This window comes from Paenibacillus sp. F024, assembly GCF_057814255.1.
Genome location: NZ_JBVASZ010000017.1, coordinates 83032 through 107595 on the forward strand (window position 1 = coordinate 83032; position 24564 = coordinate 107595).

Consider the following 24564-nt stretch of genomic DNA (forward strand, 5'->3'; position numbering starts at 1 on the left):
TACTCTCCTCACTCATCAGTCAATAATTTCTGAATCTCTTGCAGCAGCTCGATAAACTCCGGATGCTTGTTGGATCTCGGACGATCCATGGTGATCCGGAACTCTCCGGCTACATCTCCGTCTTTCATCACCATAATGCGATCCGCCAAGTGTATAGCTTCACTCAGGCTGTGCGTAATAAACAAAACCGACGGGCGCAGCTCAAGCCAGATGCGGAGCAGCTCCTTTTGCATCATTTCCCGTGTAAGCACGTCCAGCGCACCAAACGGTTCATCCATGAGCAGGATGTCGGGGTCGCTGGCCAGCGCCCTCGCAATCCCTACACGCTGTTTCATCCCGCCCGACAATTGATCCGGAAGATGCTCGGCATAGTCCTCAAGCCCGACCAGCCTTAAATATTTATGAGCGATATCTCTGGCCTCCGCTTTGCTTTTGCCCTGCACCTCAGGTCCAAAAGCGATAACGACACGATATAATGTTATGTTTCATAACAAATTAATGGGGTGTTTCATTTGAAGCTAACGGATCTGTTTCAGCTGCCTATATATCAGAATATCCGTATTTTAGCCGGCCACGCAGGTTTGCAGAGGCAGGTCAAGTCCATCAACATGATGGACGCTCCGGATATCATGGATTATTTGAAGTCCGACGAATTGCTGCTTACAACAGCATACGCCATCCGTGACTGCCCCGAGGAGCTGCTTCGTCTTGTGGGTCATATGGCGGAAAGCCAATGCGCCGGGCTGGGAATCAAAACTAAGCGGTTCCTTGACGAGATTCCCCAGAGCGTCCTGGATCTCGCAGACGAGATTCATTTCCCCATCATTGAGCTTCCGCTTCATCCTCCGCTCGGAGAGCTGCTGCAGGAATCGCTCAGCTACATTATGGAAAAACGCAATGAAGAGCTTCGCTACGCTTTAAAAATGCACCGTGAGTTTTCACGCCTGGTGATGCAGGGACAAGGCATCCCCTCCATCATTACCGCTTTGTCTCCGCTAGTCGGAGGGACGGTCCTGTTGATCAACCGGCTGCAAATTGAAGCCGGCTCCGGTCCGGTTTCCGAACCGTTCAGAAGCCGGCTGCTGAATCAAGCCCAGGAGCTTCTTACCAGGCGCGGGGACACACAAGCCCGCCATGTCTCTTTATGTTTCATTCAAGGAGGAGGATTTCATGGGCAAATGGAGGTTTTATTCCATCCGATCGAGCTGACCCATCAGCCGTGCTTCCTGGTCTTGGTGAACGCGCAAATGGATGATTCGCCTCTGCCCAAGCTTGCCCTCGAGCAGGCCGCCAATGTGATCGGGTTCGAGCTTATGAAGCGGCAAGCGGTAAAAGAAAGGTCTCGCCGCTTTAAAAACGAATTTTTCGAGGACTTGGTGGAGGGGAGGTTTCGCTCTGTTGTCGAAATGCTTCATCAGGGCAAACGATACGGACTTCAGGAATCATACCCTTGTTTATGTGTTGTGGGAAAAGTGGACGACCCGCCCAATTCACCGGACGATCATTTGTACAGCAATAGGGATCACATCTATGAGCATCTGAAAACGATGCTTACCGAGCACCAGCAGCCCTATATCCTTTTTAACAAAAAGGAACTGTTCGTTGTCCTGCTGAAGTGGGAACGAAGTCTGCAGCAGCACGAATTTCAGTTGGTGGAACGGTTCACGGAGTTTCAGGAAAAGCTGTTTCAGACGGAACACATTGCGCTGTCCTTTGGCATCGGCAATCCTGTAGAGCATCTGACGCTTATCCCGTCCACTTACAAGGAGGCGCTAAACGCGCTCCATTCGGGTTACCAATCCAAGCAGTTCCGGTTTGTCCAGTCCTACCGGGCTAAAGAGGTTGCGGAGCTGCTCAAGATGATACCCCAAGAAGCGCTAAGCGATTTTTACAAGGATTCCTTTCATTCCCTGCTCGAAATTGACTCCCGCGAGCGCGAGGAGCTCATGAATACGGCGCGCGTAGGCCAAATCGCGGAGACCGCCAAGCGGCTGTTTATTCATCGCAATACGGTCGCCTATCGCCTTAATAAATATGAACAGCTGACTCACCGCAGTCTCCGCGACCCGAACGACTCCCTGCGCTTTCGCTTGGCCTTCCTCATCGACAAGGTGCTGGAGGATTTTACAGCCCGCGTACCGGCAAAGGAGTTCTAACAGCAAAAGCCCGTTCGTTTCTCCTGGAGAAACGAACGGGCTTTTGAATTTAAGGCTGGAGGAGATTACCAACCGACAGCTGCGCCATCGCCTCGAGAGTCCGAACCGCCGCTGATAAACCCTTCCTCATCGATTTTTATCGCATGGGCATGACCCATGATGCTATCAAAGTCCTTCACCTTGCGTACGGTGTGCCCCGCCTTGGCCAAGGCTTCCATCGCTTCCGGGGAAATCCGTCCTTCGACTCTCAAATCCTGCGTCGACTCTCCCCATGTTCTTCCCCAGACCCACCGGGGCTCATCGACCGCCTGCTGGGGATTCATTCCGAAATCAACCATTCGGGTAAAAATTGCCGTTTGGGTCTGCGGCTGCCCCTCTCCTCCTTGCGTTCCGTAAAGAATGACAGGCTTTCCATCCCGGCAGGCCATCGCCGGCATCAAGGTATGGAAGGTTCTTTTGCGGGGCTGAAGGCAGTTGATATGCGCAGGGTCCAGTGAGAAGAACGACCCGCGGTTTTGCAGCATAATGCCGGTATTCCCCGCCGTAATACCTGAGCCGAATTCAAAGTACAGGCTCTGTATAAACGAAACGGCGTTGCCCTCCTGATCGACCACGGCAGCATAAGCCGTATCGCTGCCCATTTGTTCAGCCTCCAGGCTCAGGGCCTGCTCCAGCCGGATGGAGGATGCAAGCTTGCGTGCATACTCTTTGCTCAACAGATGCTTAAGCGGAATATCGGCAAAATCGGGGTCCGTCAAATATTGGTTGCGGTCGCAAAACCCAAGCTTCAATGCTTCGATCATCAAATGATAATATTCAAATGATCCATGCTCCATACCGCCGAGGTCGAAGTTCTCCAGGGTATGAAGCGCCATCAAGCCCACAAAGCCTTGTGAATTCGGCGGCATTTGAAACACGGAGTAGCCCCTGTAAGACCCCTGTAATGGAGTGACCCAATCCCCCTCATGATCGGCAAAGTCATCCATAGTCAGCAGCCCTCCCTGGTCCTGCAAATTGGAGGTTATCTTCTCCGCTATGGCACCCTTGTAGAAAACATCCCTTCCATGCTGCGCCAGCTCTCGCAGCGTCCGCGCCAGGTCAGCCTGTACGAAACGCTTGCCCGGCTTCACGATCTGTCCTTCCGGCAAATAAATGGCTGATGTCGCTGCCGTCTGTCTGAGCATCGCCTCATTCTTCACCGTGTACTCGTATTGATCCCGAGACATCGCAAATCCCTTAGATGCATACTCGATAGCCGGCTCAAGCACTTGCCCCAGGGTTAACCGTCCGTATTCACGGACCATCGCATCCCAGCCGTCCACCATCCCCGGAACCGTCACGGCGCTAAGGACACCGCGGTTTGGGATCTCGGTCCGGCCCGCATACACCTCTTGATTCACCCGATACCCGGACCGGCCGCTGGCGTTGTATGCCCGCACCTCTCCCTCACTATGATGATAGGTCAGCCAGAAGGAATCTCCGCCAAGACCGGTCATATGAGGATAGACTACAGCCAGGCAGGCGCTGACCGCTACAGCCGCATCAAATGCATTTCCGCCTTGATCCAGCATCCGGGCTCCGGCGGCCGAAGCCAAATGGTGCGGACTCACCACCATCGTTTTTGTTCCCACAACCGCTTTCCTCATCTGCACTCCCCCTATGACACATTACCTGACATTTATTATTATAAAAAATAGCACGATCCTGACCGCTTAGCAACTAAAATATTAAAAATGCAATCTTTTTTTGAAATTTGTATTGAAAATGAAAGTAATTGAATATATATTTATCCATAAAGTAATGCATTTCGAATATAAACTTTCATTTTGTAATTTAACATTTTCCTGCAAGGAGTCGGTCAGTATGCAATCCAAAACCTCCGGTGACATTCCCCCGGGCCCTATCGATGAAATCGACCGCAAAATCATTGCCGCCCTCCATCATAACGGGAGGATTTCTTACACGGAATTAGCCAAAGAAATCGGATTATCCCGTGTAGCTGTTCAAGCCCGGATTAACGCTCTCATGGATTCCGGTGTCATTGAAAGGTTTACGGCGGTCATCAATCCCGGGAAAATCGGAATCCACGTATCCGCTTTTTTCAACGTAGAGGTCGAACCGAAGCATTTGCACGAGGTGGCCGAGCAGTTGGCCTCGGAGCCGGTCGTTACAAGCCTTTATCACATGACCGGGCCCAGTAAGCTTCACATGCACGGCCTGTTTACAAATAACGTAGAGATGGAAACGTTTTTGAAGGAAAAGCTGTATAAGCTGCCCGGCATCATGAGCGTCGATTGCCAGGTGCTGATCACGCGTTACAAAAGCCGTATGGGAATGAGGTTATAACCAAATGAGCCAATCAAATGAATCCCATCCTTATCGTGAGCTGATATGGGGGATGGGCAGAACCGGGATTCTAGGCTTTGGCGGAGGCCCCTCCGTCATCCCGTTAATCCGCTACGAAGCAGTGACCCGCTACCGCTGGGTGGAGGATGATGAGTTCGGCGAAATTCTCGCTTTAGCCAATGCGCTGCCTGGTCCGATCGCCACCAAAATGGCCGCTTACCTTGGCTACAGGCAAAGGGGAGTTCTAGGCGCAATCACCTCTGTTCTGGCTCACATCATGCCTTCCGCGGCGGCCATGATCGCTCTGCTTTCGGCCGCTCAGCTTTTGAGCAGCTCCCCCGTCGTACAGGGCATGATTGCGGCGGTAACCCCGGTCATTGCGGTTATGCTGGGGGTTATGGCTTACGAATTTGCCGAACGCGCCGTCAAAGGACTCGGCAAGCCTCTCGGCTTCGCCTTATTTCTTGTCTGCTTCGCCCTTTTACAAATCATCGATATTCATCCGGCTTTCGTTGTCCTTGCATTTTTAGGCTATGGAGCTTTTCATTTCAGAACATCCGCATGGTTTAAAAAGAAGAAAACCAGAAAAGAGGATTACTCGACATGGAGTGGATAAATCTCTTGATCGGCTTTTTCATAGCCAACGTACTCGGTTACGGCGGGGGGCCTGCTTCCATTCCGCTGATGTACCAGGAAATCGTCGTTCGCCATCAATGGGCGACCGATACGGAATTTTCCAATATTTTGGCTCTGGGCAACGCTTTGCCTGGTCCGATCGCCACCAAGATCGCCGCATTCGTCGGTTATGACGCTTTAGGGTGGCTTGGCTTGGCAATCGCTTTAGCCGCAACCGTGGTTCCGACAGCGGCTGCGCTTATTCTGATGCTGAGAATACTCAACAAGCACCGCCAGTCGCCCGTCGTCAAAGGAATGACGCTGCTTGTCCAACCCGTTATTGCCGTCATGATGGTCATCCTGACTTGGCAAATGGCATCGGCAAGCTGGCAATCGCTCGGCCTTTGGCAATCGCTTGCCATTGCCGCCATTGCCTACTGGGCTATGGAACGGCGCAAAATCCACCCCGCCCTCGTCATTATCGGCGCCTTTGCTTACGGAGGGTTAATTCTGCCCTATATTTAAATTATTGAGGCCGTTCGCGCAAGCATTCCCGTATCCTCCTCATCCGGCTTACCCCGATTGTAAGGATACTTCGTGTATCCTGAAATCGGGGTACTCGCGTTGTACTTCTTTTAAAAAAATACCGAGTAGTTACTATATTTTATTTAGTCCAAATATTGTACAATCAGGAAATAGAAGCTGTAGACCAACCAAAGGGCAACGAGCTTTTCGTTATACTTTGAAACCGCTCTCCATGCTTGTCAATACGCCCGGCAGAATGAGAGTGAAGCCATGCTTCGAGGAGGGTTTTCTTTGTATTATGGATGGATTGTAGTATCGATTACCTTTATTGCCATACTGGTTGTGGCAGGAATTCGTTCCGTCACAGGAGTTCTCATCATTCCTTTGGAGCAAGAATTTGAATGGAGCCGTTCAGCCATCTCGCTCGCCTTTGCAATAAATCTGACGCTATACGGATTCTCCGGTCCCTTTGTTGCGGCTGGATTGGAACGGTTCGGAGTCCGCAAGATGATGGTGTACGGCATGATCCTATTGGTTTCCAGCATCGCTGCAAGCCTTGTCATGACACACATCTGGCAGCTTCACCTGATCTGGGGAATCATCATTAGTATAGGCTCCGGCGTATTTCTCACCGTCCTCTCGGCAACGGTGGCCAACCGCTGGTTCGAACAAAAGCGGGGAATGGTGCTGGGGCTCCTGATGGCAAGCACGGCCGCGGGGCAAATGGTGTTTCTTCCCCTGCTCACCTACTTGATTCAAGCCTATTCCTGGCGGATCGCTTTATCCATATTTCTCGGCTTGGGCATTTTGATGATTCCTTTAATCGTATTATGGATGAGGGACCGCCCTTCGGATAAAGGCCTTTTACCCTACGGAGCCGCAAACACCGAGTCCAAACCATCGGACACCGGCAGGAAAGATCCCCTATCGGCAGCTTTTGAAGGATTATGGGTGGGCGTTCGCTCCGTCACCTTCTGGCTGCTCGCGGCAAGCTTTTTTATTTGCGGCGCATCGTCAACCGGACTCATCGGCACTCATTTTATACCGGCTTCCTCCCATCACGGAATTCCCGAGGTGCAAGCTGCAGGCTTGTTTGCTTTTATGGGGATTTTCAATATCATCGGCACGATCTTTTCCGGATGGCTGTCCGACCGGTTTGACAACCGTTGGCTTCTGTTTTGGTTTTATGGATTAAGAGGCTTGTCCCTGCTTTTCCTGCCCTACCTTTTTGATCTGAAATCTTATTTTCTTTTCATTGTTTTCGCGGTATTTTACGGCCTGGATTGGATTGCCACCGTTCCCCCCACCGTGCGTTTGGCTGCGGATCATTTCGGCAAAGAACGGGGGATTGTCATTTACGGCTGGCTGTTTGCCGCACATCAATTGGGCTCCGGAGTCGCCGCTTTTCTCGGAGGCTATATCTACGAACAGTACCATAGCTATACAATTTCCTTTATCTTTGCCGGACTCCTGTGTATTGTAGCCACTCTGTTTGTGTTCAGCGTAAAGAAGCGTCAATCGGCGGTTGCCTAATGTATCTCCTACATATCCTGTAATTGAGCAACGAAAAGGCACATTCACCACAACGTGAATGTGCCTTTCCTTGGATATAACCAATGATTCCTCAATTTAGCGTTCTATATTTGGCTATCTCCTGCTCGTAGAGGTCCCCTCCGTGGGCATCGTAAACCACCAATACCGGAAAATCCTCCACGGTGAGCTTACGGATCGCTTCCGGACCAAGGTCCTCATAAGCGACAATCTCAGCCGATTTGACCCGCTGGGCCAACAATGCGGATAAACCGCCGATCGCCGCAAAGCACAAGGCTTCTTCCTTCACGCAGGCCTCCTTGACCTCCGGGCTTCGCGGGCCCTTCCCGATGGTGCCTTTGACTCCGTACTTATACATAGCAGGTGTGTAGGGATCCATACGCGAGGCTGTCGTCGGAGCGATCGACCCTATAATCTGACCCGGTTTAGGAGGGGTCGGGCCGGCATAAAATACAATTTCATTTTTTAAATCGACCGGAAAATCACGGTGTTGATCGAGCAATTCCAACAGACGCTTATGAGCCGCATCCCGAGCCACATAAATCGTCCCGTTGAGGAACACCTCGTCCCCCGCTTTAAGCTGCAATACCGCCTCTCGAGTCAGAGGAGTTTCCAGGTGAGCTTTAGCCATTAACAATCACCTTCCCGACATAATTTAGATGACACAGGATTTTTTGCGAGCGGCATGGCATTGAAGATTCACGGCCACCGGAAGAGCGGTGATATGGCAGCCGTAGGTTTCCACAGCAACCCACAGAGCCGTACTCGTACCTCCCAATCCTTGAGGACCGATGCCTGTCTTATTGATTTCCTCCAGCAGCTCCTTCTCCAACTGAGCGATATGCGGCTCATGGTGATAAGTCCCCACTTCACGCAGAACGGCTTCCTTGGCGATTTCAGTGACTTTATCGAAGCTTCCGCCAATCCCTACACCTACGACCAAGGGAGGACATGCTCTTCCTCCGGCAGCCTGGATCGTATCCATGACGAACTTTTTCACGCCTGCGGCACCGTCACCGGGAAGCAGGAACTTCATGGCGCTCATGTTCTCGCTGCCGCCGCCTTTCGGAAGAACGGTGAATTTGATTTGATCGCCGGGAACAATTTTCGTATGGATCACGCCTGGCGTATTGTCATTCGTGTTATTCCGCAGTAACGGATCGCCCACAATCGAATTGCGCAGGTACCCTTCTTTGTACCCTTTTCGAATGCCTTCATGAATCGCGTCGGAGAAATTACCGCCTTGAATATGAACATCCTGGCCCACTTCGGCAAAAACCACCGTAAGACCCGTATCATGACAATAAGGCCTATTTTCTTCAGCAGCCAATTGAGCGTTTTCAATCAACTGGTCTAAAATACTTTTGCCCAGAGGCGATTGTTCCGTTTCACTCGCCTTATGAAAGCCCGCGAGAATGTCATCGGGCAAATAATAACAAGCCTCCCAGCATAAAACGGCGATGGAATCACGAATTTGATCGACATGAACGGTTCTCACGGTCATCTATCCTTTCTCTTTGGGTTTGCTTCAAAATCACATGGGGCAGGGATGCCGATTCATTCTTCCCCGAAAAAGCGCTTTCTTGCCGGGGAAATCCATTGATCCATTTCTTCCCGCTTGTCTTCTGTGACTAACCGGTTCACCAGCACGTCGTGCCAAATATAATCTTCCAGCAAATAGATATGAACCGGATCGTCGGTGTAGAATGCGCTGCCGCTCCGTTCGGGAGAATGGCCGTAGAACAGCTCTTTGCCGTCTATGGAAAGAATAAACCACGGATGATCCAAATGCTCCACATAATGGGTTTTGCGGTGAACCTCCAGACCCGGCAGCGGATCGTTGACCTGGAACAGAAGTCCGCTTAGCAGACACTCGTCCTGCTTCGCCTCCAAATCTCCCTTAAGTCTCCGATACATGGGCTCCCACATCGAAAGCAGAATTCGTTTCTCCGCGCGCCGAATCAGCACCCGGCAAAAGGATAAGATGTTATCCTCCCCTTTAATCGTCGTCACATAGACCTCCGATTCGGGGCTCTGTCGCTCCAGAGACTTCAGCTCGGTTTCCAGGCTGCTGTAGGTGGCTTCCCATTTCGTTTTCATCGACTCCAGGAAAACCTCGACCGGCAAGGAAGAATAATGCGCTCCTCCGTCTACGTCTTCTTTCATCACTAATCCATGCTGCACCAAACCATCCAGCACTTCATACACACGCGCCCGCGGCACACCCGAAGCTTTGCTGACCTGATAGGCATTCGAGGGTCCGCGGGAGACCAGCGTCAGGTAAACCTTGGCCTCATACTGGGTCAATCCCATCGCTTGAATATTTTGCAGCAGAACGTCCATCCGGCTTCCTCATTTCAACATTGAACATTAGTAACTACTGAAGTAGTGTATATAATTCTTAATGTCATCATAACCAGTTGAAACGCTTTTGACAACCATTTTTTTGCAAAATAAAACCGCCCGGAGCCATTTCCGGACGGCTGCATTACTCAAATATTAAAAGAAGCGTTGGAGCTGTTCCGCCACTTCCTGCTTGGAGTTCTCGACCACCTTCATATGCTGAGGCTTGTCGAACAGCGCTTGAATTTCAGCAGGAAACGTCTGCGGGATATCGACAAGCTGGACGGATTCGTCAAACTTCGCCGGATGAGCGGTAGCCAGTGTCACGCACACCTCATCCTTGTCGCAGCATGCCTCATAAGCCGCAATACCGCAGGCCGTGTGAGGATCAGCCAAATAATCGTATTCACCGGAATATTTGCTGATCATTTGTAGGCATTCCTCGTTCTTTACCCCATGGGCCGAAAAATCCGACTGCACTTTTTTCAGCAGCTGCGGGTCAATGACGATTTTGCCTTCCGACTGGAACTGCTGCATGAGCGAGGTAACCTTCTCCTGATCCTGATCCAGCAGATAATACAAATATCTTTCGAAATTGCTGGCAATTTGAATATCCATCGACGGGCTGTGCGTGCTCCGGAAATCTCCCGGGCTGTACACACCCTCTTTAACAAAACGCTCTAAAATATTGTTTTCGTTGGTAGCCAGCACCAGGCGGTGAATCGGAAGACCCATACGCTTGGCCAGATAAGCCGAGAAAATATTGCCGAAATTACCGGTAGGAACACTGAAGCTGATTTTCTTCGTTTGGTTCTTCTTGGAAATTTGGAAATAGGCATAAAAGTAATATACCGTCTGCGACAATATACGTACGAAATTAATCGAATTAATCGCGCGCAGATGATATTTGTTTTTGTACTCGATATCGGCGAACAGCTCTTTAATGATGCGCTGGCAATCGTCGAAATTGCCATGAACCGATAAGTTGAGGACATTCTCGTCGTCGACCGTGGTCATTTGCAGCTCCTGCACCTTGCTTACCTTCTGATGCGGGTGCAAAATGCAGATGCGGATGCCTTCTTTCCCTCTGACCCCTTGAATGGCCGCCGCCCCCGTATCGCCGGAGGTGGCTCCCAGGATGTTAATGATTTCATTCTCCTTACGGGATACGTACGAGTACAAGTTGCCCATAAATTGCAGGGCGATATCCTTAAATGCGAAAGTCGGTCCGTGGAACAGCTCCAGCACATACAGTGAATCATGAATTTGCTTCACCGGCGTCACTTCAGGGCTGCGGAAGCCCGCATAGCTTTCGTCAATTAATTGTTTCAGCTCTTCCTTAGGAATTTCACCATTCGTGAAATAGGAGAAAATTTCGAGCATCAGCTGCTGATAGCTTAGCTGCTCCCATGCCTTTAACGTTTCTTGCGGAATGGCCGGAATATCCGTCGGAAGCATAAGGCCTCCGTCATCTCCAAGCCCCATTAAAAAGGTGCGGATAAAGCCCGTTTTTTCCACTTTGCCTCGTGTGCTTATAAAGTCCATAGTCGTCCCCTCACGTCATAATTGCCCTTATTATAACATATTTTTTCACAAAGCGGAAAAGCCCTGAATCACATTCAGGGATCTTGTTCGTTTATTGCTGTTTATTTACGGCATTCAGCTTTTCTGTCACGCGTTTGGCCCGTTCATAAATATGCTCTTTATGCAAAGCCTCATAAATCGCATGATGAAGCTCGCTCATTTCCTGATAGATCTCTTTCATCTCGCGGTTCGCCGTTTTCATTCTCTGCATGTCGAGCTTGCCCATCCTCTTATGCGCTTCATTCAGGTCGGAGAATAAACCTAAAGCGGTGAATGCGATCATGGCGGCCCCGAGGGAAGTCGCCTGCTCGGTTTGATCAGGAATGACGACCATTCCGTAAATATCGGCCTGAATTTGATTGAACAAGTCCAATCGGGCCAATCCTCCGCTGACATGGACCGCCGAGAGCCGGATATGGTTCGCCTCCTGATCCGCCGAAAGCAGGGAATCCATGATATTCAGATTCTTTTTGATTTCAAAGCAGATGCCTTCCAGATAGGCGCGAACGACGTCGCTCCTTTGGGTACCCAGCGACAAATTGAATAATAGACCCGCCGCGCTCGCATTCCAATACGGTGCGGCACTGCCTGCATAATGCGGAATATGAAGCAAACCGTTCGCGCCGGGCGCGGACATTTCCGCCTGCTGATTCAGAGCGTCGTAAGATCCTTCCGTTGCGAGGAAATCTCTCAGCCAGCGATAAGTGGAGCCGGTGGTGAAGATGCCCGCCTCCACGATCCATTGGCCCGAAACCGCGGATGCGCTGCATACGACCTTCTGATCGGCGCTTCGTATCGGCCGGGTTACCGGGGCTACGACAAAAGATCCGGTACCCGTCGTCACTTTCACGATGCCGGGACGGATCGCTCCAAGGCCGACCGCCGCACACTGCTGATCCCCGCCCGCCATCACAACCGGCGTGCCCGCCCGCAGGCCGAACCGGTCCGCCGCCGCGTTCGTTACATTACCGGCAACGGTACCCGTAGGATAGGCTTCCGGCAGCTTGGCCAGATCCACATTCATCGTTTCGGCAATGCTGCGGTCCCAGGCAAACTCGTGAATATTGAACAGCATCGTGCGGGACGCCTGGGTCCAATCCGTCTTAAATTCGCCGGTTAAAGCGTGGACAAGATAATCATGGACAGTAAGGAAGCAGGCCGTCCGGGCGTAGAGCTCCGGTTTATGGTTCCGAAACCACATCATTTTGGGCAGCGAAAAATACGGATCGATCTTCAGTCCCGTCCGCTCATAAATCAACTCATGTCCCAACCGTTCTTCAATTTGCTTGCTTTCCAGGATTGGCCGCTTATCCTGCCACAGGATCGCATGGGTCAAGGGAATGCCGTTCTCATCTACCGGAACGATCGTCGCCCGCTGTGTGGCGATGGAGACGGCCCGAACCCTGCTCCATAGCTCCGCTCTCGTTTGCCGCAGTTCTGCAATCCCCTGTTCGACCGCCAGCAGCCAAGTGGCAGGATCATGGTCGATCACGGTCGGACCATGAAACACACTCTGATATTCACGATAAGCCAACCCCAAGGATTCACCGGCAGAATCGATAAGAATGACGCGTCCGCCGGTTGTTCCGATATCCAAGACGAGCACCAATGGACCGTCGGTCATGTGATTCGTCATACGGGTCTCCTCCGCTTATGCTATAGTTCAACGTGCAGATATTTTCGGAAACGATGGCTATAAAGATGAACCGGTAATCCAATTCTTCTTCATCCGCCGGAAAGCAGTTGAAAAACGATCATGATAAGATCTCTGCTCCCCGGCTTCTTGAACACAAAAAGCGATTTAGGAGTTCAGGGAGGCAAGCCATTCTTTCACTTTAGGATGCCCCAACACCTCCGGGTTTTTGATCCAGTTGGCTTTCTCGCCGTTAAGCACCTTTTTTACTTCTTCCGCCAATAAATAAGGTGATTGGGTTAATGCGTCCGAAGTCGTGCCTGCAATATGTGTGGTCAGCGTGATGTTATCGAGCGAAAGCAGCGGATGATCCGCAGGAATCGGCTCGATATCGAATACATCGAGTCCGGCGCCGGCAATCCTCTTTGCGGACAGCGCCTGAACCAGAGCATCCGTATCGATCAGCCCGGACCGGGCGCAATTGATTAAGTATGCCGTAGGCTTCATCATGGACAGCTCGGCATGGCTGACAAAATGATGGTTTTCCTCGGTCAATCTCGCATGGATGGAGATAAAATCGGATTCGGCAAACAGCGTATCCTTGCTGACTAAAGTCACACCCGGCATATCGATCGATTCCGCTTTGACGAATGGATCGTACACCAGAATTTGGACATCGAATCCGGCAAGCTTCTTGGCTACCAAGCGGCCGATATAACCGAAGCCGACGATACCGATTTTTTTGCCTTTCAGCTCCGGAATATAATCCGAATTGCTGAAAACCTTCCGCCACTCCCCGTTCTTAATCGACATGTGAGCACGGGCGATGTTTCTCGACTCGGAAAGCATCAAGCCTATGGTGAAATCCGAAACGGCCTGTGCATTTCTTCCCATCACATGAACCACAATGATCCCGCGTTCCGTAGCCGCTTTCACATCCACGTTCTCCGTTCCTGCCCGCGCTACGCCGATCAGCTTTAAATGATTAAAGGTATCCATCCCCGCTGCGGAGAAAGGGCCGAATAATCCAAGCACCATATCGGCGTCCTTGTGCTCATGAAACATCGCGGGGACTTCTTCTACCGCCGGGCCCTGCTGCTCGATGACAAGCCGTCTGTTCTGCAGCCGCCCCCAATCAGACTCCCAATCCGTCGTAACGATGTCGTGGTTCCCCAATAAGCGTGCCGCCTCCGTAAACTGCTTACCGCTGATCATCGCATCTCCAAAAGTAAGTATCTTCATGATGTACCCCTCCATCAAGTTTTTAATTTGGCTACCGCAAGGCGGGAAAGGTTCACGGCTTCAATCGCATGATTTCCTTTATGCAGTACCGTAATTACGTATAGGCAATCGATTATGGTCATTTGTACGATTCGGCTTACCATAGCGTCCGGCCGGTAATTGGTCTCATTCGCGCTGGTTACCAGCAGCTCGTCAGCGACCTGGGCGATCGACGATTTGCTGAAGCCCGTAATGACGATAATTCTGGCTTGTTTTTCTTTAGCCAGCTGGAGAACCTTGAGCAGTCCTTCGCTTTCTCCGGAGTGGGATATGGCAACAATGACATCACCCTCGCTCATATGGGATGCCGCAATAGCTTCCATATGAAGATCGGTAATGGGCATCACCGTCTCCCCGAGCCTTAGAAATTTATGAGCCGCATCGCTGGCCATAAACCCCGATACCCCTTGTCCGAAAAAGTACAGCCGTTTGGCCGCTGCCATCAAGGCTCCTGCACGTTCAATAGCTTCGTAGTTAATCAATTCCTTGGTCGTATGTAGAGCAACCATCGTTTGATCGATGATTTTATAGAAAATTTGATCGGCCGAATCCGACAAACCGATCTCTTCATAAATGCTGCTGGCTGCATTATCGGTTGCATTCTCCTGAACCAGCGCTACCTTCAGCTCCTGATAACTGGCATATCCGAGTCTTCTGTAAAAACGGACCACGCTGGGCTCGCTGACCTCGCTTAATTTGGATAGCTCGCTCATGGAAAGCAAAAAAGGCTTCTCCGTTTGAGACAATATGCTGTAAATTTTTTTCTCGGAATTGGTCATCTCCTTTTCAATAGCTCTGACGCGATTTTGAAAAGTAGCCATACGTGCAGTCCTCTCTTTCAATATATTGTAGTTTTACTACATTTTCGAATAAACATCAATATATTTTTTTTACAGAGCAAACAACCTGGTTAGTTCTGTAATCTATTGCCACTACGGTGTATCCCCCTGTTTTATCCTTCGTCCGCTCGCGGGACCGACACATCCACAATGTTGAGTAGTGCATAATCTCCTAAAACAACAAAAAAGACTTCCCCGCCATATCGGCGGAAAAGTCTGCTTATCCTGATGAGGCCGCAAATGCGATCGTCTACTCGAACACCCGGAAACAGATCGATTCGGTTATGTTCCTACAATCAAGGATACCACCTTGCCTGAGTTTACATCGATCAAGCCCAGATCAGTGATCTTCAAATCCGGGCTGACGGGCAGCGAATGCGTGCTGATCGACATAATCGGATTATAATGACGGTATCCGATCGCTTCCATCGCCCGGCACAGCCGCTCCACTTCCTGAGCAACTTGCTCCAGCGGAGCCTCGGTCAGGATCCCGCCGACGGGCAATCGGAGATGGGCCAGGACACGGCCGTCCTCCACGACACAGAAGCCTCCGTGATGGCGGATCACCTCATTGGCCGCGAGCATCATATCCTGCGGATGATGGCCGACCACAAGCAGATTGTGGTTATCGTGGGAGTAAGTCGTCGCCACCGCGCCGCGTTTAATGGTGTCGCCGCCGATCAAGCCGTACGCCCGATTGCCGGTCTTGCCGTAACGCTCAAAGGTTGCGATCAGTCCATAGGGGCTTTCCTGCCACAGGAGCTCCCCGCTGCGGATCTCCACCTCGCCACGGTGCTCTTCGGTGAACGTCGAGCCGTTCTTGACCATCATCACCCGGCAGGCATACCGGCCGTCGGCCTCCTTCATGCCGACAGTGAAATCCGCTTCTGTGAGAAGAGGCAGCCTGACGCTTTCGTAATAATGGGCCGGGAATGCCGGCGGAAGCTCCTGCTGCCGATAGTCTTCCCGTACATCAAAAGCTTTCCGTCCATTCTTATACACCTGATCGACAACGAACTCCCGAAGATCGGATACAATCAGGAAATCTGCGATCTTGCCGGGGGCGATTGCGCCGCGATCGTAAAGCCGCATTCTCCTCGACGGGGTAAAGGTGCTCGCGTAAATAGCCCGCTCCGGGCTCATGCCCATGCGGATTGCTTTGCGCAAGAGATGGTTCAAATGGCCCCGCTGCTGAAGGGAATCCGCCATGACGTCATCGGTTACAAAGCAAAAGTGCTCCGAGACATCGGCCGCGATCAAGTAGTCCATAACCTCTTCGGTCATTGATTTTTCCTGAATTTCGATAAACATCCCGGCACCGATACGCGCTTTCATCCCTTCCACGGTCTGATGCGTATGATCCGAGTCGACTCCGGCATAGATGACGCGCTGCAGATCCAGATCCAGCAGCTTCGGGCAGTGCCCCTCAATGATCAAATCCGGATAATGGCTGCGGATATGCTTTAGAATCCGATTCGTCTTGCAGTCGGGATCGGTAATGACTTCAACGTAATTCATGATTTCGCCCAAGCAAATGATGTTCTCCGATTGCAGCAGCTCATCCAATTCGGGTATGTCCAAAGAGCCTCCTGTCGTTTCCAGAGATGTCGCGGGAACCGAGCTGGGGATAGCATAGAACATATCTACCACACAGCCCTCGCTCGCCCGGATCATCTGCTTCACACCGTCCATACCAAATACATTGGCCATCTCATGAGGCTCTGGCACAATGGTCGTGACCCCGTTGCGGATGAGTCCGTAGGAGAACGTCTGAGGCGTTACCATTGTGCTTTCGATATGAAGATGAATGTCGACCAGCCCCGGAACCAGATAGCGTCCGCTTCCGTCAATGACTTCATCACCTTCAAAATCCTCCGCACCGCGGGGACCGATATACAAAAATCTGCCGTCTGCGACAGCGGCGTTTCCCTGGACGAATGTTTTAAAATAACTGTTGTAAATATGAATGTTTTCGATCAGTAAATCCGCGCGCATGCTTGGCACCTCCAAGATGATTACTTAACCAATACCAGCTTGTCCTTCGGGAACTGCAGATGAACCTGCCGCCCGTTGACATAAGGTAGATCCATTTCTTTGTTGACCGTAAATTCTCCGAGCGCCGTTTCAACGATATATTGGTAGCTTCTCCCTAAGAACGTATTCACCTTAACGATTCCCATCAGGCTGTTTTCACCGGGTGAGGAGACCTCGCCAACCCCGAAAAGGACAATATCGTCAGGACGTATAGCGCCTTTTTGGCCCGCAGGAAGGGCATTCAGCGGATTTGGAGCGATCGTGAACGTATGGCCCCGGCGCTTCAACTCAATCTCATTGCCGCGGTCGCTGCGCTCTTCGAAGTCGATAAAGTTGGTAAAGCCGGTAAATCTGGCGACAAACTCGCTCTTAGGATTCTTATATATGGCTGCCGGTGTATCGAGCTGCTCGATCAAGCCTTTGTTCATAATGGCGACCTGATCCGAAATCGAAAAGCACTCCTCCTGATCATGAGAAACATAGACGGTCGTAATGCCGAGCTCCTGTTGAATACGGCGGATTTCCACCCTCATGTTGATCCGGAGGTTGGCATCGAGGTTACTAAGCGGCTCATCAAACAGAAGCAGGTCCGGCTCAATCACCAGCGCACGGGCGATCGCTACCCTCTGCTTCTGCCCTCCTGACAAAGCTTTGGGCATTCGTTTATCGAAGCCGCTGAGACTCACAACGTCCAATATTCTCTTGACCCGGCGGTCGATTTCTTCCTTGGGGAACTTGCGCATCCGCAAACCGAAAGCAACATTGTCATAAACATTCAGATGCGGAAATAAAGCATAGCTTTGAAACACAAAGCCAAAATTCCGTTTGCTCACCGGCACCCGGGTGTAGTCTTTTCCGTCAAACAGAAATCTCCCGTCTCTGGCTTCCAGAAACCCGGCGATCAATCTCAAGGTCGTCGTTTTCCCGCAGCCGCTCGGACCGAGCAGCGACACAAATTGCCCCTTGTCTATGTTCAAGGTGAAATTTTGCAATATATTTTGCTGCTCATAGGCGACCGATACATTGTCCAGCGTAAGCAATGCCATAGCTAATAGCCTCCGTTATTTTTTGGTAAAATAAGATAATCCCATCACGCGCTCGATCACAAACATCAATATGGCCGTAAAGATCATCAGCAGCACAGATATCGCCGCGATCGTAGGGTCAAAGTTATTTTCCACATAAGTCAGCATCTGGATTGGCAGCGTGCTGACACCCGGTCCTGTCATAAAGACGGAGATGTCCACATTGTTAAACGACTCCAAAAACGCTATGATTACGGCCGCGATAATGCCCGACTTGATATTAGGCAGCACAACGGTGAAGAAGGTGCGCAGCTGTCCTGCCCCAAGGCTGTGCGCCGCTTCCTCGACGGAAAAATCGAAATTGGACAGGCTGGATGCAATGACGCGGATAATAAACGGAAGCATAATCACGGTATGCCCTACGAACAATGCCGTATAAACCGGCAGCTGATAAGCGACGATCAAATACTTCAGCATCATAAAGCCAAGCACAATGCCCGGTATGAGCACCGGCGAAATAAAGATCGCGTTCCAGACGTCCTTGCCTTTGAAGCTAAACCGGCTTAACGCGTACGCCGCCGGAATGCCCAGCAGAAGCGCCATGAAGTTGCCGACGAACGAAACAAGTACGGACGTTTGGAAGGTTTTCATGAACATCTCGACTTCAAAAATATTTTGATACCATTTGAATGAAAACCCCTCAGGAGGAAATTTCAGAATAGTGCCCGGTTCAAACGAAGCCACCCCGATAATCAGCAGGGGCCCGAGTAGAAAGACATAGACCAGCAGCGTAAATAAACCCAGTCCGCGATGGTTTTCCCGCATTTCAAGTTACCCCTTCGGATTCAATTTATTGGCGATGACATTCATCAGGGCGATGACAGCAAAAGTCACGACAATCATGATCGCAGCGATCACGGATGCCGCATTCCAATCATTTAACGTAATCGCATTTTGATACAAAAAGGTGGAGACGACAAGCTGCTTTCCTCCGAGCAGAGCCGGCGTCGTATAAGCCGTCAGGCTGCCTACGAACACCAGAATGCTCCCTACGATCAGACCCGGCACGCTCAGCGGCACGATGACTTTGAAAAAGGCCTTCAGCCTGGATGCGCCCAAACTCTCCGCGGCCTTAAGCAAATCGGGATCGATGTTCTCCAGCACGCCAACCAGGGTAATCAGAATTAACGGCAGAAACAGATGAACCATGCCGATCATCATGGCCACCGGGGTATACAGAATATCAAGCGGCTGATCGACAATGCCCAGAGCCAGCAGAGAACGATTGAGAAGCCCATTTTTTCCGAGGATGATCATCCAACTGAACGAACGGACAACCGGACTCGTCAGCAGCGGGAAGATCGCTAAAGCCAACAACACCCCTTTTGTCCTGGGGGACTGCTTGGAAATATAATAAGCCACCGGGAATCCCAAAATGACACATATAGCTGTAGTCACCAGACTCACCTGCAGCGTCGTCAGCAATATTTTGAGAAAATAAGGGTCCTTGAAAAACTGCATATACCCGCCGGGCGTAAAGCTCCCTCCCGGAAAGAAGGTCGAGCCGATCGTCAGCAGAATAGGTATGAGCATAAATACCGCCAAAAACAAAAAGCCGGGCAGCAGCAGCAGATAAATATACGTTTTTTTCATGTAAAGCAATCTCCTGTTCCGTTCCTTGTTTCGCCGGTACTAGGTGCGAAGAGCGCCGATAAACAGCTGGAAGAAAGCTTCGGCGTCGACTTCCAGACATACATGGACGTTCGGCTGCCGTTGAAGCCGGTTCTGAAAATCACAGACCGTCTGTCCGTCGCACAAGTCGCTTCGGGTCTCCACATCCACGTAATAATGTCCGGTTGTCACTAAGCTTCGGTTTAACGCTACACCAACGGCGAGAGGATCGTGCATCGCGCAAGCCTGCACCCCGTTCCTCTCAAAGTAACGCTTCATATAATCGGCCGTGCTTTGACGAATATAAGGGCCGAAGGGAGAATCGGCCAACTGCCCAATGTGATCTTCGGTCAGCAGTACGCGGCGTGTCACATCCAGCCCAACCAGCGTTATCGAACGAAAGCCCGCATGCATGACGATCTTCGCCGCTTCCGGATCAACGTACATGTTGTATTCGGCGGTGGGCGTCACATTGCCGAAGCTTTGAACAACCCCTCCCATGAAGATGACTTCCTTCACACGATGAACCAGCCCCGGATCCTTCCTGACGGCAAGGGCCAGATTGGTGAGAGGGCCTGTCATGACCAGCGTAACCTCTCCAGGGAACTGCGCCGCCCGCTCGATCATAAAATCGGGGGCGAAGCCGTCCGCAGCCGTTCTCTCGGGCTGCATAGCGAATAACGCTCCGCCAAGTCCGTCTTCTCCATGCACTCTGTGTTCAAACACAGGGGGACGTAACAATGGGCGGTCCGCTCCCCGGATGACGGGAATCCGCTCCGCCGCATCCAGCAGCTTTACTATTTTGCATGTATTTTCAGTCGCTTTGTCTACAGAAACGTTCCCGTTCACTGTGGTAATCCCCAGAATATCGAACGATTTGCTGCGAACCGCAAGCAGGATCCCGAGCGCGTCATCAATACCCGTGTCCACATCAAGAATAACTTTCCTTTGCAATTTCAGCCCATTCCTTTCGTTTGAGCTCTCGTTCAGAAAAAAACAAGGATATACCTAAAAAGCATGCATATCCTTGTTTGTTCCCTTCACAGCATTTCATTATTGCGTGATTTCGCGGTTCCAGCGGTCAGTCCAGGCTTTCAAATGTTCATTAACGAACTTCATATCCAGCATGCGCAGCTTGTCCACAACGTCCGTGCCATATGTAATCCCTTGTGCTTCCTCCGGCTTCAGGTCCAGTGTCTTATTCACCGGAGAATCGACAGCCGCTCTAGCCGCCTTCTCTTGAACTTCCTTACTCAGATGCCAGTTAATGAACTCTTCGGCCAACTGCTTGTTCTTGCTGCCCTTCACCACATTCACGGTGTTCATTACAGCATAAGCCCCCTCCTGAGGAGTGATGAACTTCGCGTCCGGTACAGCGGCTTTCAAATCTTTCATGTACATCTCCATAATCGGTCCCGCGGCGATTTCCCCTTGGGCGAACATGTTAACGAATTCAGACGTCCTGTTATAATATTTGACCACATGGGGATTCAGCTCTTTGAGCTTGGCAAAAGCCTGTTCTTCATTGAAAGAGGCAGCTCCGGCTACATGCGAAGCGGCATCAAGAACCATGGGGCCGGTTGTGGAGGTGATCGTTGGCAGCGTCAGCTTCTTGGCCAGCTCCGGATTCCAGAGATCGCTCCAGGAGCTCAAATCCTTGCCTACCGCTTTCGGGTTGTATGCAATGCCGAATTGGCCTATCGTATACGCCGGACCATACTCCTCGCCCAGCGGGGCTTTGGCTATATCGTATATCTGCTCAATATTAGGGATCTTGCTCCGGTCGATCTGCTCGAACAAGCCGGCTTCAATCCCCTGCTGCGCATAGTAATCCGACAAATAAATGAGGTCCACTTGAGAGCTGCCCTGCTTTACCTTGCTTAGACGTTCTGCATTATTGCCGATTTCAACAACAATTTGGGCATTATGCTGTTTTTCGAACGGCTCGTATACTTCTTTCTTGAAAAAATCCTCAGAAAAGCCCCAGGTGGAGATAACGAGCTTGGTCGGCTCTCCGCCGCTCTCTGCCGCTGTCCCGTTTTGCTCTTGATTTTCTGTTCCGCACCCGGCTAGAGCCAGTCCCAAAAGAGATACGGAAAGCAGGCTGCCAATCCACTTTGTCTTCACAATGATTTTCCTCCCCATGTATCTGTTGATTATTAAAAAGGAAAAGCGCTCCAGGTAGAAAGAATCTTCTAACCAGAGCGCTTTCCTTTGTAAACAAAGTCGGGCGTAATCCGTTGGTTTTGTGTGGTAGTTCCCCTTAAGATAAATCAAAAAGGAAACGTACCGGATATTCGTCAGGATTCGGATAAAATAACGTTCGTGATGGCCCATTGGGTGGAAGGGTCATAATCCCTTAGCACCGCTTCAATGCCCAACTCGTATACTTCCTCCAACCGCTCCCTGATTTTCTTCTTGTAAATGTTGGACATGTAAAAGTCAACTTCATACTTCAAGTTGGGTGCTTCTCCCTCCAAAGCTTCCGAACGCGGAGACCGTCGATGCTTGGCTTTGAAGGTGATCATGTTGCCGTCAATCGATACTTTCAGCGAAATCGTGCCGAATCCGAACAAACTCTTGGATAATTCGTTATAAAGATGGGCAAGCTTCTTCTTGCTTTCGTTCGATTCTAACGGAAGCACGCTATCACCTTCTACAACAACATACAATCATATTACCTAATTGATTAAGGTTTGGCAAGTCATCGTTCGGTTTTTTTGTTTGTTTTTTTCCATTTTAACCATTTCAGTGAAGACAAATTATCAATTTCCGAATAAGCCTTTTTTAATACATGGCCCAAACCCTTGACCCAAGACATTCATACACTACATTAGATAAATAGGAAGGAGGCTATCATCAATGAGCTGCGTAAAAGGGTATGGTTATGGCTTTACTTCTACTGGTGTGATCCTCGTGCTCTTCATTCTTCTCGTGATTGTTTCCACTGCATGGTTCATCTAATCTGTTAATCAACATCGGCGCTCGGGCTCACAGCTCGGGCGTATTTTTATTTCCCTGATTGAATTTATGCCCATCTATTGCTTTCTGGCTTCTCCTTGCTTATTAAATGCAGGACTGCTAGATTGAGAGTAATAAGATACTGTCTTTTTATCAGGAGGGGGTACATCTATGGAGGCTAAAGATGGTATAGTATTTTATTCAGAAGAAGAAGAAAGAAAACGATTACAGGAATTGTTATCTCTGGATGTTTTAGATACTCAGCCGGAAAAATCCTTTGATCGGATTACCGAAATGGTAGCGACGGTCTTTAAGATGCCCGTCGTATTGATTTCATTAATTACCGCCGATCGGCAATGGTTCAAGTCTTATGTCGGTTTATCGGGGGAACTCTTAACGTCAAGAGGCTCGGAACGACAAGCCTCCTTTTGCCAATATGTCATTGCTCATAAAGAGCTCCTTATGGTTCCAGATACGCTGCTTGATGATCGTTTTGCCCACAATCGTCTTGTAAAAGGGGAACCACACATTCGATTTTATGCAGGAGCCCCGCTGCGTACCAGAAACTCGAACATCTTGGGCACGCTTTGTATCATTGATTTTCAACCTAGATCTTTAACATCGTCAGAGTTGAGCCTCTTGCAGCAATTCGCGGATATCGCCATCGACGAAATCGAATACCGCGAGGAAATCATGCTCCGAAGATCGGTTGAAAGCCAGCTGCGAAATAGTGAGGAACGTTATAAAAATCTGGTGGAGCTCTCACCGGATCTTATTTTAGTATATCAGAATGAACATTTTGTTTACGCTAATCCTTCTGCGGTCCAATGGTTCAATCTCGATGACAAGCTTCCGCCCTACAATGCGCAGAACATTCTATTCTATGTAGATTCTGTCAGTTCCAAAACGTTAATCAACCGTCTGCGTCAAATGCTTCAGCAGAACAAACCCGTGATAGCGCAGTCGGAATATGTCTTGAGAACAGCCGAAAACGCCAAAGCAGACATCATGGTTACGATATCTAAAATCACCTTCAATTCAGATGATGCCATTATGATTGTCGCCCGCGATATCTCTTATCAAAAGCAGGCCGAACGAATGATATTGGAGATGAATCAGAAGCTAAAGGAAATCTCATTTAAAGATGGGCTCACCGATATCGCTAACCGGCGCAGAATGGATGAGTATTTGGAATCGGAGTGGCAGCAGGCGCTGGAGCTAAACGCCCCATTATCAATCATCCTCATTGATATTGATGATTTCAAGCGATATAACGATACATACGGACATCTTGCCGGAGACCGATGCTTGATTGAAGTAGCCGTTGGCATAAGGGATACCCTAACTCGTTCAACCGATTTGGTCGCACGCTATGGCGGGGAGGAATTTGCTGTCATCCTGCCGCAAACCGAATCCTATGAGGCGGTCCATATCGCGGAGCTGATCCGGAGCAGAGTGGCATTGCTTCAAATTCCGCATTTTTCATCCGCTGTTTGCCGCACGGTTACCATTAGTCTGGGTGTCGTTACGCTAATCCCGAGTCTGAATTCGGATTCTCGCGAAGCTTTGAAGCTGGCCGATCAAGCGCTCTACGAAGCCAAAAGCCGCGGCCGTAATTGCGTATCCGTATATACAGCCCACTTCTCATAGATTGGGTAAGATAAGCGCCAGATGATCATTTATTCGGACCTATGATGTTCAAAAGCGGCTTCAGGCTGCCGCTCTTCCCCTCCTCGAGCAGAAATAAAGGGGAGGGGCCCATATGGCAATACTTATTATTCCTTTATTTCAAGAAAGAAATGTCCCCAGAAATTTTTTCTGCTCAAAAAAAACCCGCAAGTCAAATGATGACTTACGGGCTTTATTGTTTATATCGCTTGGCGACGTTCTACTCTCCCAGGACCCTGCGGTCCAAGTACCATCGACGCTGGAAGGCTTAACGGTCGTGTTCGGTATGGGTACGCGTGGTTCCCTTCCGCCATCATCACCAAACTAAGAGT

23 protein-coding genes and 1 rRNA gene are annotated in these 24564 nt (G+C 50.3%); 7 read left to right on the forward strand and 17 right to left on the reverse strand.

What is annotated here, in order from left to right; all coding sequences use genetic code 11:
• Window positions 1–8: 8 nt before the first annotated feature.
• The gene (locus ACZYR9_RS17715) at window positions 9–443 is read right to left on the reverse strand and encodes an ABC transporter ATP-binding protein (protein ID WP_488979820.1); all 435 of its coding nucleotides are present in this window, start codon (window positions 441–443) and stop codon (window positions 9–11) included.
• A gap of 69 nt (window positions 444–512) precedes the next feature.
• Here ACZYR9_RS17715 and ACZYR9_RS17720 point away from each other — a divergent pair, with 69 nt between their 5' ends.
• Window positions 513–2156 carry a PucR family transcriptional regulator gene (locus ACZYR9_RS17720; protein WP_488979821.1) on the forward strand — a complete coding sequence of 548 codons (1644 nt, stop codon included), beginning with the start codon at window positions 513–515 and terminating at the stop codon, window positions 2154–2156.
• Between the two features lie 65 nt (window positions 2157–2221).
• Here ACZYR9_RS17720 and ggt read toward each other — a convergent pair whose 3' ends face one another.
• The gene (ggt, locus tag ACZYR9_RS17725) at window positions 2222–3802 is read right to left on the reverse strand and encodes a gamma-glutamyltransferase (protein ID WP_488979822.1); all 1581 of its coding nucleotides are present in this window, start codon (window positions 3800–3802) and stop codon (window positions 2222–2224) included.
• Window positions 3803–4019: 217 nt separating this feature from the next.
• Here ggt and chrS point away from each other — a divergent pair, with 217 nt between their 5' ends.
• The 4 genes from chrS (at window position 4020) to ACZYR9_RS17745 (ending at window position 7175) form a co-directional block, all read left to right on the forward strand.
• Complete coding sequence (gene chrS / locus ACZYR9_RS17730; protein WP_488979823.1) at window positions 4020–4502, forward strand: chromate efflux transcriptional regulator ChrS; 483 nt, start codon at window positions 4020–4022, stop codon at window positions 4500–4502.
• 4 nt (window positions 4503–4506) lie between these two features.
• Window positions 4507–5118 (forward strand): chromate efflux transporter ChrB, encoded by a 612-nt coding sequence (gene chrB / locus ACZYR9_RS17735; protein ID WP_488979824.1) that lies wholly within the window; start codon window positions 4507–4509, stop codon window positions 5116–5118.
• The gene (chrA, locus tag ACZYR9_RS17740; RefSeq protein WP_488979825.1) at window positions 5106–5642 is read left to right on the forward strand and encodes a chromate efflux transporter ChrA; all 537 of its coding nucleotides are present in this window, start codon (window positions 5106–5108) and stop codon (window positions 5640–5642) included. Before chrB ends, chrA begins: the two co-directional genes overlap by 13 nt.
• 291 nt (window positions 5643–5933) lie before the next feature.
• Entirely contained in the window at window positions 5934–7175 is a 1242-nt protein-coding gene (locus ACZYR9_RS17745) for an MFS transporter (RefSeq protein ID WP_488979826.1), read from the forward strand.
• Window positions 7176–7266: 91 nt separating this feature from the next.
• Here the strand turns inward: ACZYR9_RS17745 and ACZYR9_RS17750 are convergent, their stop codons facing one another.
• From ACZYR9_RS17750 to ACZYR9_RS17815, 14 genes are all read right to left on the reverse strand, one after another.
• On the reverse strand, window positions 7267–7824 hold the full coding sequence (locus tag ACZYR9_RS17750; RefSeq protein ID WP_488979827.1) for a Fe-S-containing hydro-lyase: 558 nt from the start codon (window positions 7822–7824) through the stop codon (window positions 7267–7269).
• Between the two features lie 24 nt (window positions 7825–7848).
• Window positions 7849–8697, reverse strand: a complete 849-nt coding sequence (locus ACZYR9_RS17755) for a fumarate hydratase (protein ID WP_488979828.1) — start codon at window positions 8695–8697, stop codon at window positions 7849–7851.
• A 53-nt stretch (window positions 8698–8750) separates the two neighbouring features.
• Window positions 8751–9536, reverse strand: a complete 786-nt coding sequence (locus ACZYR9_RS17760) for a TrmB family transcriptional regulator (RefSeq protein WP_488979829.1) — start codon at window positions 9534–9536, stop codon at window positions 8751–8753.
• A 156-nt stretch (window positions 9537–9692) separates the two neighbouring features.
• Window positions 9693–11081, reverse strand: coding sequence for a threonine synthase (thrC, locus tag ACZYR9_RS17765; protein ID WP_488979830.1), 1389 nt, complete (start codon window positions 11079–11081; stop codon window positions 9693–9695).
• Window positions 11082–11172: 91 nt separating this feature from the next.
• Window positions 11173–12756, reverse strand: coding sequence for an FGGY-family carbohydrate kinase (locus tag ACZYR9_RS17770; RefSeq protein ID WP_488979831.1), 1584 nt, complete (start codon window positions 12754–12756; stop codon window positions 11173–11175).
• A 165-nt stretch (window positions 12757–12921) separates the two neighbouring features.
• Entirely contained in the window at window positions 12922–13995 is a 1074-nt protein-coding gene (locus tag ACZYR9_RS17775) for a 2-hydroxyacid dehydrogenase (protein WP_488979832.1), read from the reverse strand.
• Between the two features lie 14 nt (window positions 13996–14009).
• Window positions 14010–14855 (reverse strand): MurR/RpiR family transcriptional regulator, encoded by an 846-nt coding sequence (locus tag ACZYR9_RS17780; protein ID WP_488979833.1) that lies wholly within the window; start codon window positions 14853–14855, stop codon window positions 14010–14012.
• Between the two features lie 300 nt (window positions 14856–15155).
• The gene (locus tag ACZYR9_RS17785) at window positions 15156–16868 is read right to left on the reverse strand and encodes an adenine deaminase C-terminal domain-containing protein (RefSeq protein WP_488979834.1); all 1713 of its coding nucleotides are present in this window, start codon (window positions 16866–16868) and stop codon (window positions 15156–15158) included.
• A 20-nt stretch (window positions 16869–16888) separates the two neighbouring features.
• The gene (locus ACZYR9_RS17790) at window positions 16889–17953 is read right to left on the reverse strand and encodes an ABC transporter ATP-binding protein (protein ID WP_488979835.1); all 1065 of its coding nucleotides are present in this window, start codon (window positions 17951–17953) and stop codon (window positions 16889–16891) included.
• A gap of 15 nt (window positions 17954–17968) precedes the next feature.
• A complete protein-coding gene (locus ACZYR9_RS17795) occupies window positions 17969–18757 on the reverse strand; it encodes an ABC transporter permease (protein ID WP_488979836.1) in 789 nt (262 codons plus the stop codon).
• A 6-nt stretch (window positions 18758–18763) separates the two neighbouring features.
• Window positions 18764–19585: an ABC transporter permease gene (locus ACZYR9_RS17800; protein WP_488979837.1), complete on the reverse strand. Its 822-nt coding sequence runs from the start codon at window positions 19583–19585 to the stop codon at window positions 18764–18766.
• 39 nt (window positions 19586–19624) lie between these two features.
• Entirely contained in the window at window positions 19625–20563 is a 939-nt protein-coding gene (locus ACZYR9_RS17805; RefSeq protein ID WP_488979846.1) for a nucleoside hydrolase, read from the reverse strand.
• Between the two features lie 93 nt (window positions 20564–20656).
• Window positions 20657–21748, reverse strand: a complete 1092-nt coding sequence (locus ACZYR9_RS17810; RefSeq protein ID WP_488979838.1) for an ABC transporter substrate-binding protein — start codon at window positions 21746–21748, stop codon at window positions 20657–20659.
• 155 nt (window positions 21749–21903) lie between these two features.
• Entirely contained in the window at window positions 21904–22248 is a 345-nt protein-coding gene (locus tag ACZYR9_RS17815) for a DUF2294 domain-containing protein (protein ID WP_488979839.1), read from the reverse strand.
• 217 nt (window positions 22249–22465) lie between these two features.
• On the opposite strand from ACZYR9_RS17815, the gene ACZYR9_RS17820 reads away from it, so the two are divergent.
• Both ACZYR9_RS17820 and ACZYR9_RS17825 read left to right on the forward strand, forming a co-directional pair.
• The gene (locus ACZYR9_RS17820; RefSeq protein WP_488979840.1) at window positions 22466–22567 is read left to right on the forward strand and encodes a YjcZ family sporulation protein; all 102 of its coding nucleotides are present in this window, start codon (window positions 22466–22468) and stop codon (window positions 22565–22567) included.
• 168 nt (window positions 22568–22735) lie between these two features.
• A complete protein-coding gene (locus ACZYR9_RS17825) occupies window positions 22736–24214 on the forward strand; it encodes a GGDEF domain-containing protein (RefSeq protein ID WP_488979841.1) in 1479 nt (492 codons plus the stop codon).
• Window positions 24215–24439: 225 nt separating this feature from the next.
• Here ACZYR9_RS17825 and rrf read toward each other — a convergent pair.
• A 5S ribosomal RNA gene (gene rrf / locus ACZYR9_RS17830) occupies window positions 24440–24556 on the reverse strand.
• Window positions 24557–24564 lie beyond the last annotated feature (8 nt).

Excerpts from the sequence above, each read along its gene's own strand:
- ACZYR9_RS17755 (WP_488979828.1), bottom strand. The coding sequence starts at position 8,697 with ATGACCGTGAGAACCGTTCATGTCGATCAAATTCGTGATTCCATCGCC.
- ACZYR9_RS17780 (WP_488979833.1), bottom strand. The coding sequence starts at position 14,855 with ATGGCTACTTTTCAAAATCGCGTCAGAGCTATTGAAAAGGAGATGACC.
- ACZYR9_RS17790 (WP_488979835.1), bottom strand. The coding sequence starts at position 17,953 with ATGGCATTGCTTACGCTGGACAATGTATCGGTCGCCTATGAGCAGCAA.
- chrA (WP_488979825.1), top strand. The coding sequence starts at position 5,106 with ATGGAGTGGATAAATCTCTTGATCGGCTTTTTCATAGCCAACGTACTC.
- ACZYR9_RS17775 (WP_488979832.1), bottom strand. The coding sequence starts at position 13,995 with ATGAAGATACTTACTTTTGGAGATGCGATGATCAGCGGTAAGCAGTTT.
- chrS (WP_488979823.1), top strand. The coding sequence starts at position 4,020 with ATGCAATCCAAAACCTCCGGTGACATTCCCCCGGGCCCTATCGATGAA.
- ACZYR9_RS17820 (WP_488979840.1), top strand. The coding sequence starts at position 22,466 with ATGAGCTGCGTAAAAGGGTATGGTTATGGCTTTACTTCTACTGGTGTG.
- ACZYR9_RS17770 (WP_488979831.1), bottom strand. The coding sequence starts at position 12,756 with ATGACGAATCACATGACCGACGGTCCATTGGTGCTCGTCTTGGATATC.
- ACZYR9_RS17750 (WP_488979827.1), bottom strand. The coding sequence starts at position 7,824 with ATGGCTAAAGCTCACCTGGAAACTCCTCTGACTCGAGAGGCGGTATTG.
- ACZYR9_RS17760 (WP_488979829.1), bottom strand. The coding sequence starts at position 9,536 with ATGGACGTTCTGCTGCAAAATATTCAAGCGATGGGATTGACCCAGTAT.
- ggt (WP_488979822.1), bottom strand. The coding sequence starts at position 3,802 with ATGAGGAAAGCGGTTGTGGGAACAAAAACGATGGTGGTGAGTCCGCAC.
- chrB (WP_488979824.1), top strand. The coding sequence starts at position 4,507 with ATGAGCCAATCAAATGAATCCCATCCTTATCGTGAGCTGATATGGGGG.
- thrC (WP_488979830.1), bottom strand. The coding sequence starts at position 11,081 with ATGGACTTTATAAGCACACGAGGCAAAGTGGAAAAAACGGGCTTTATC.
- ACZYR9_RS17795 (WP_488979836.1), bottom strand. The coding sequence starts at position 18,757 with ATGCGGGAAAACCATCGCGGACTGGGTTTATTTACGCTGCTGGTCTAT.
- ACZYR9_RS17825 (WP_488979841.1), top strand. The coding sequence starts at position 22,736 with ATGGAGGCTAAAGATGGTATAGTATTTTATTCAGAAGAAGAAGAAAGA.
- ACZYR9_RS17810 (WP_488979838.1), bottom strand. The coding sequence starts at position 21,748 with ATGGGGAGGAAAATCATTGTGAAGACAAAGTGGATTGGCAGCCTGCTT.
- ACZYR9_RS17785 (WP_488979834.1), bottom strand. The coding sequence starts at position 16,868 with ATGCGCGCGGATTTACTGATCGAAAACATTCATATTTACAACAGTTAT.
- ACZYR9_RS17800 (WP_488979837.1), bottom strand. The coding sequence starts at position 19,585 with ATGAAAAAAACGTATATTTATCTGCTGCTGCTGCCCGGCTTTTTGTTT.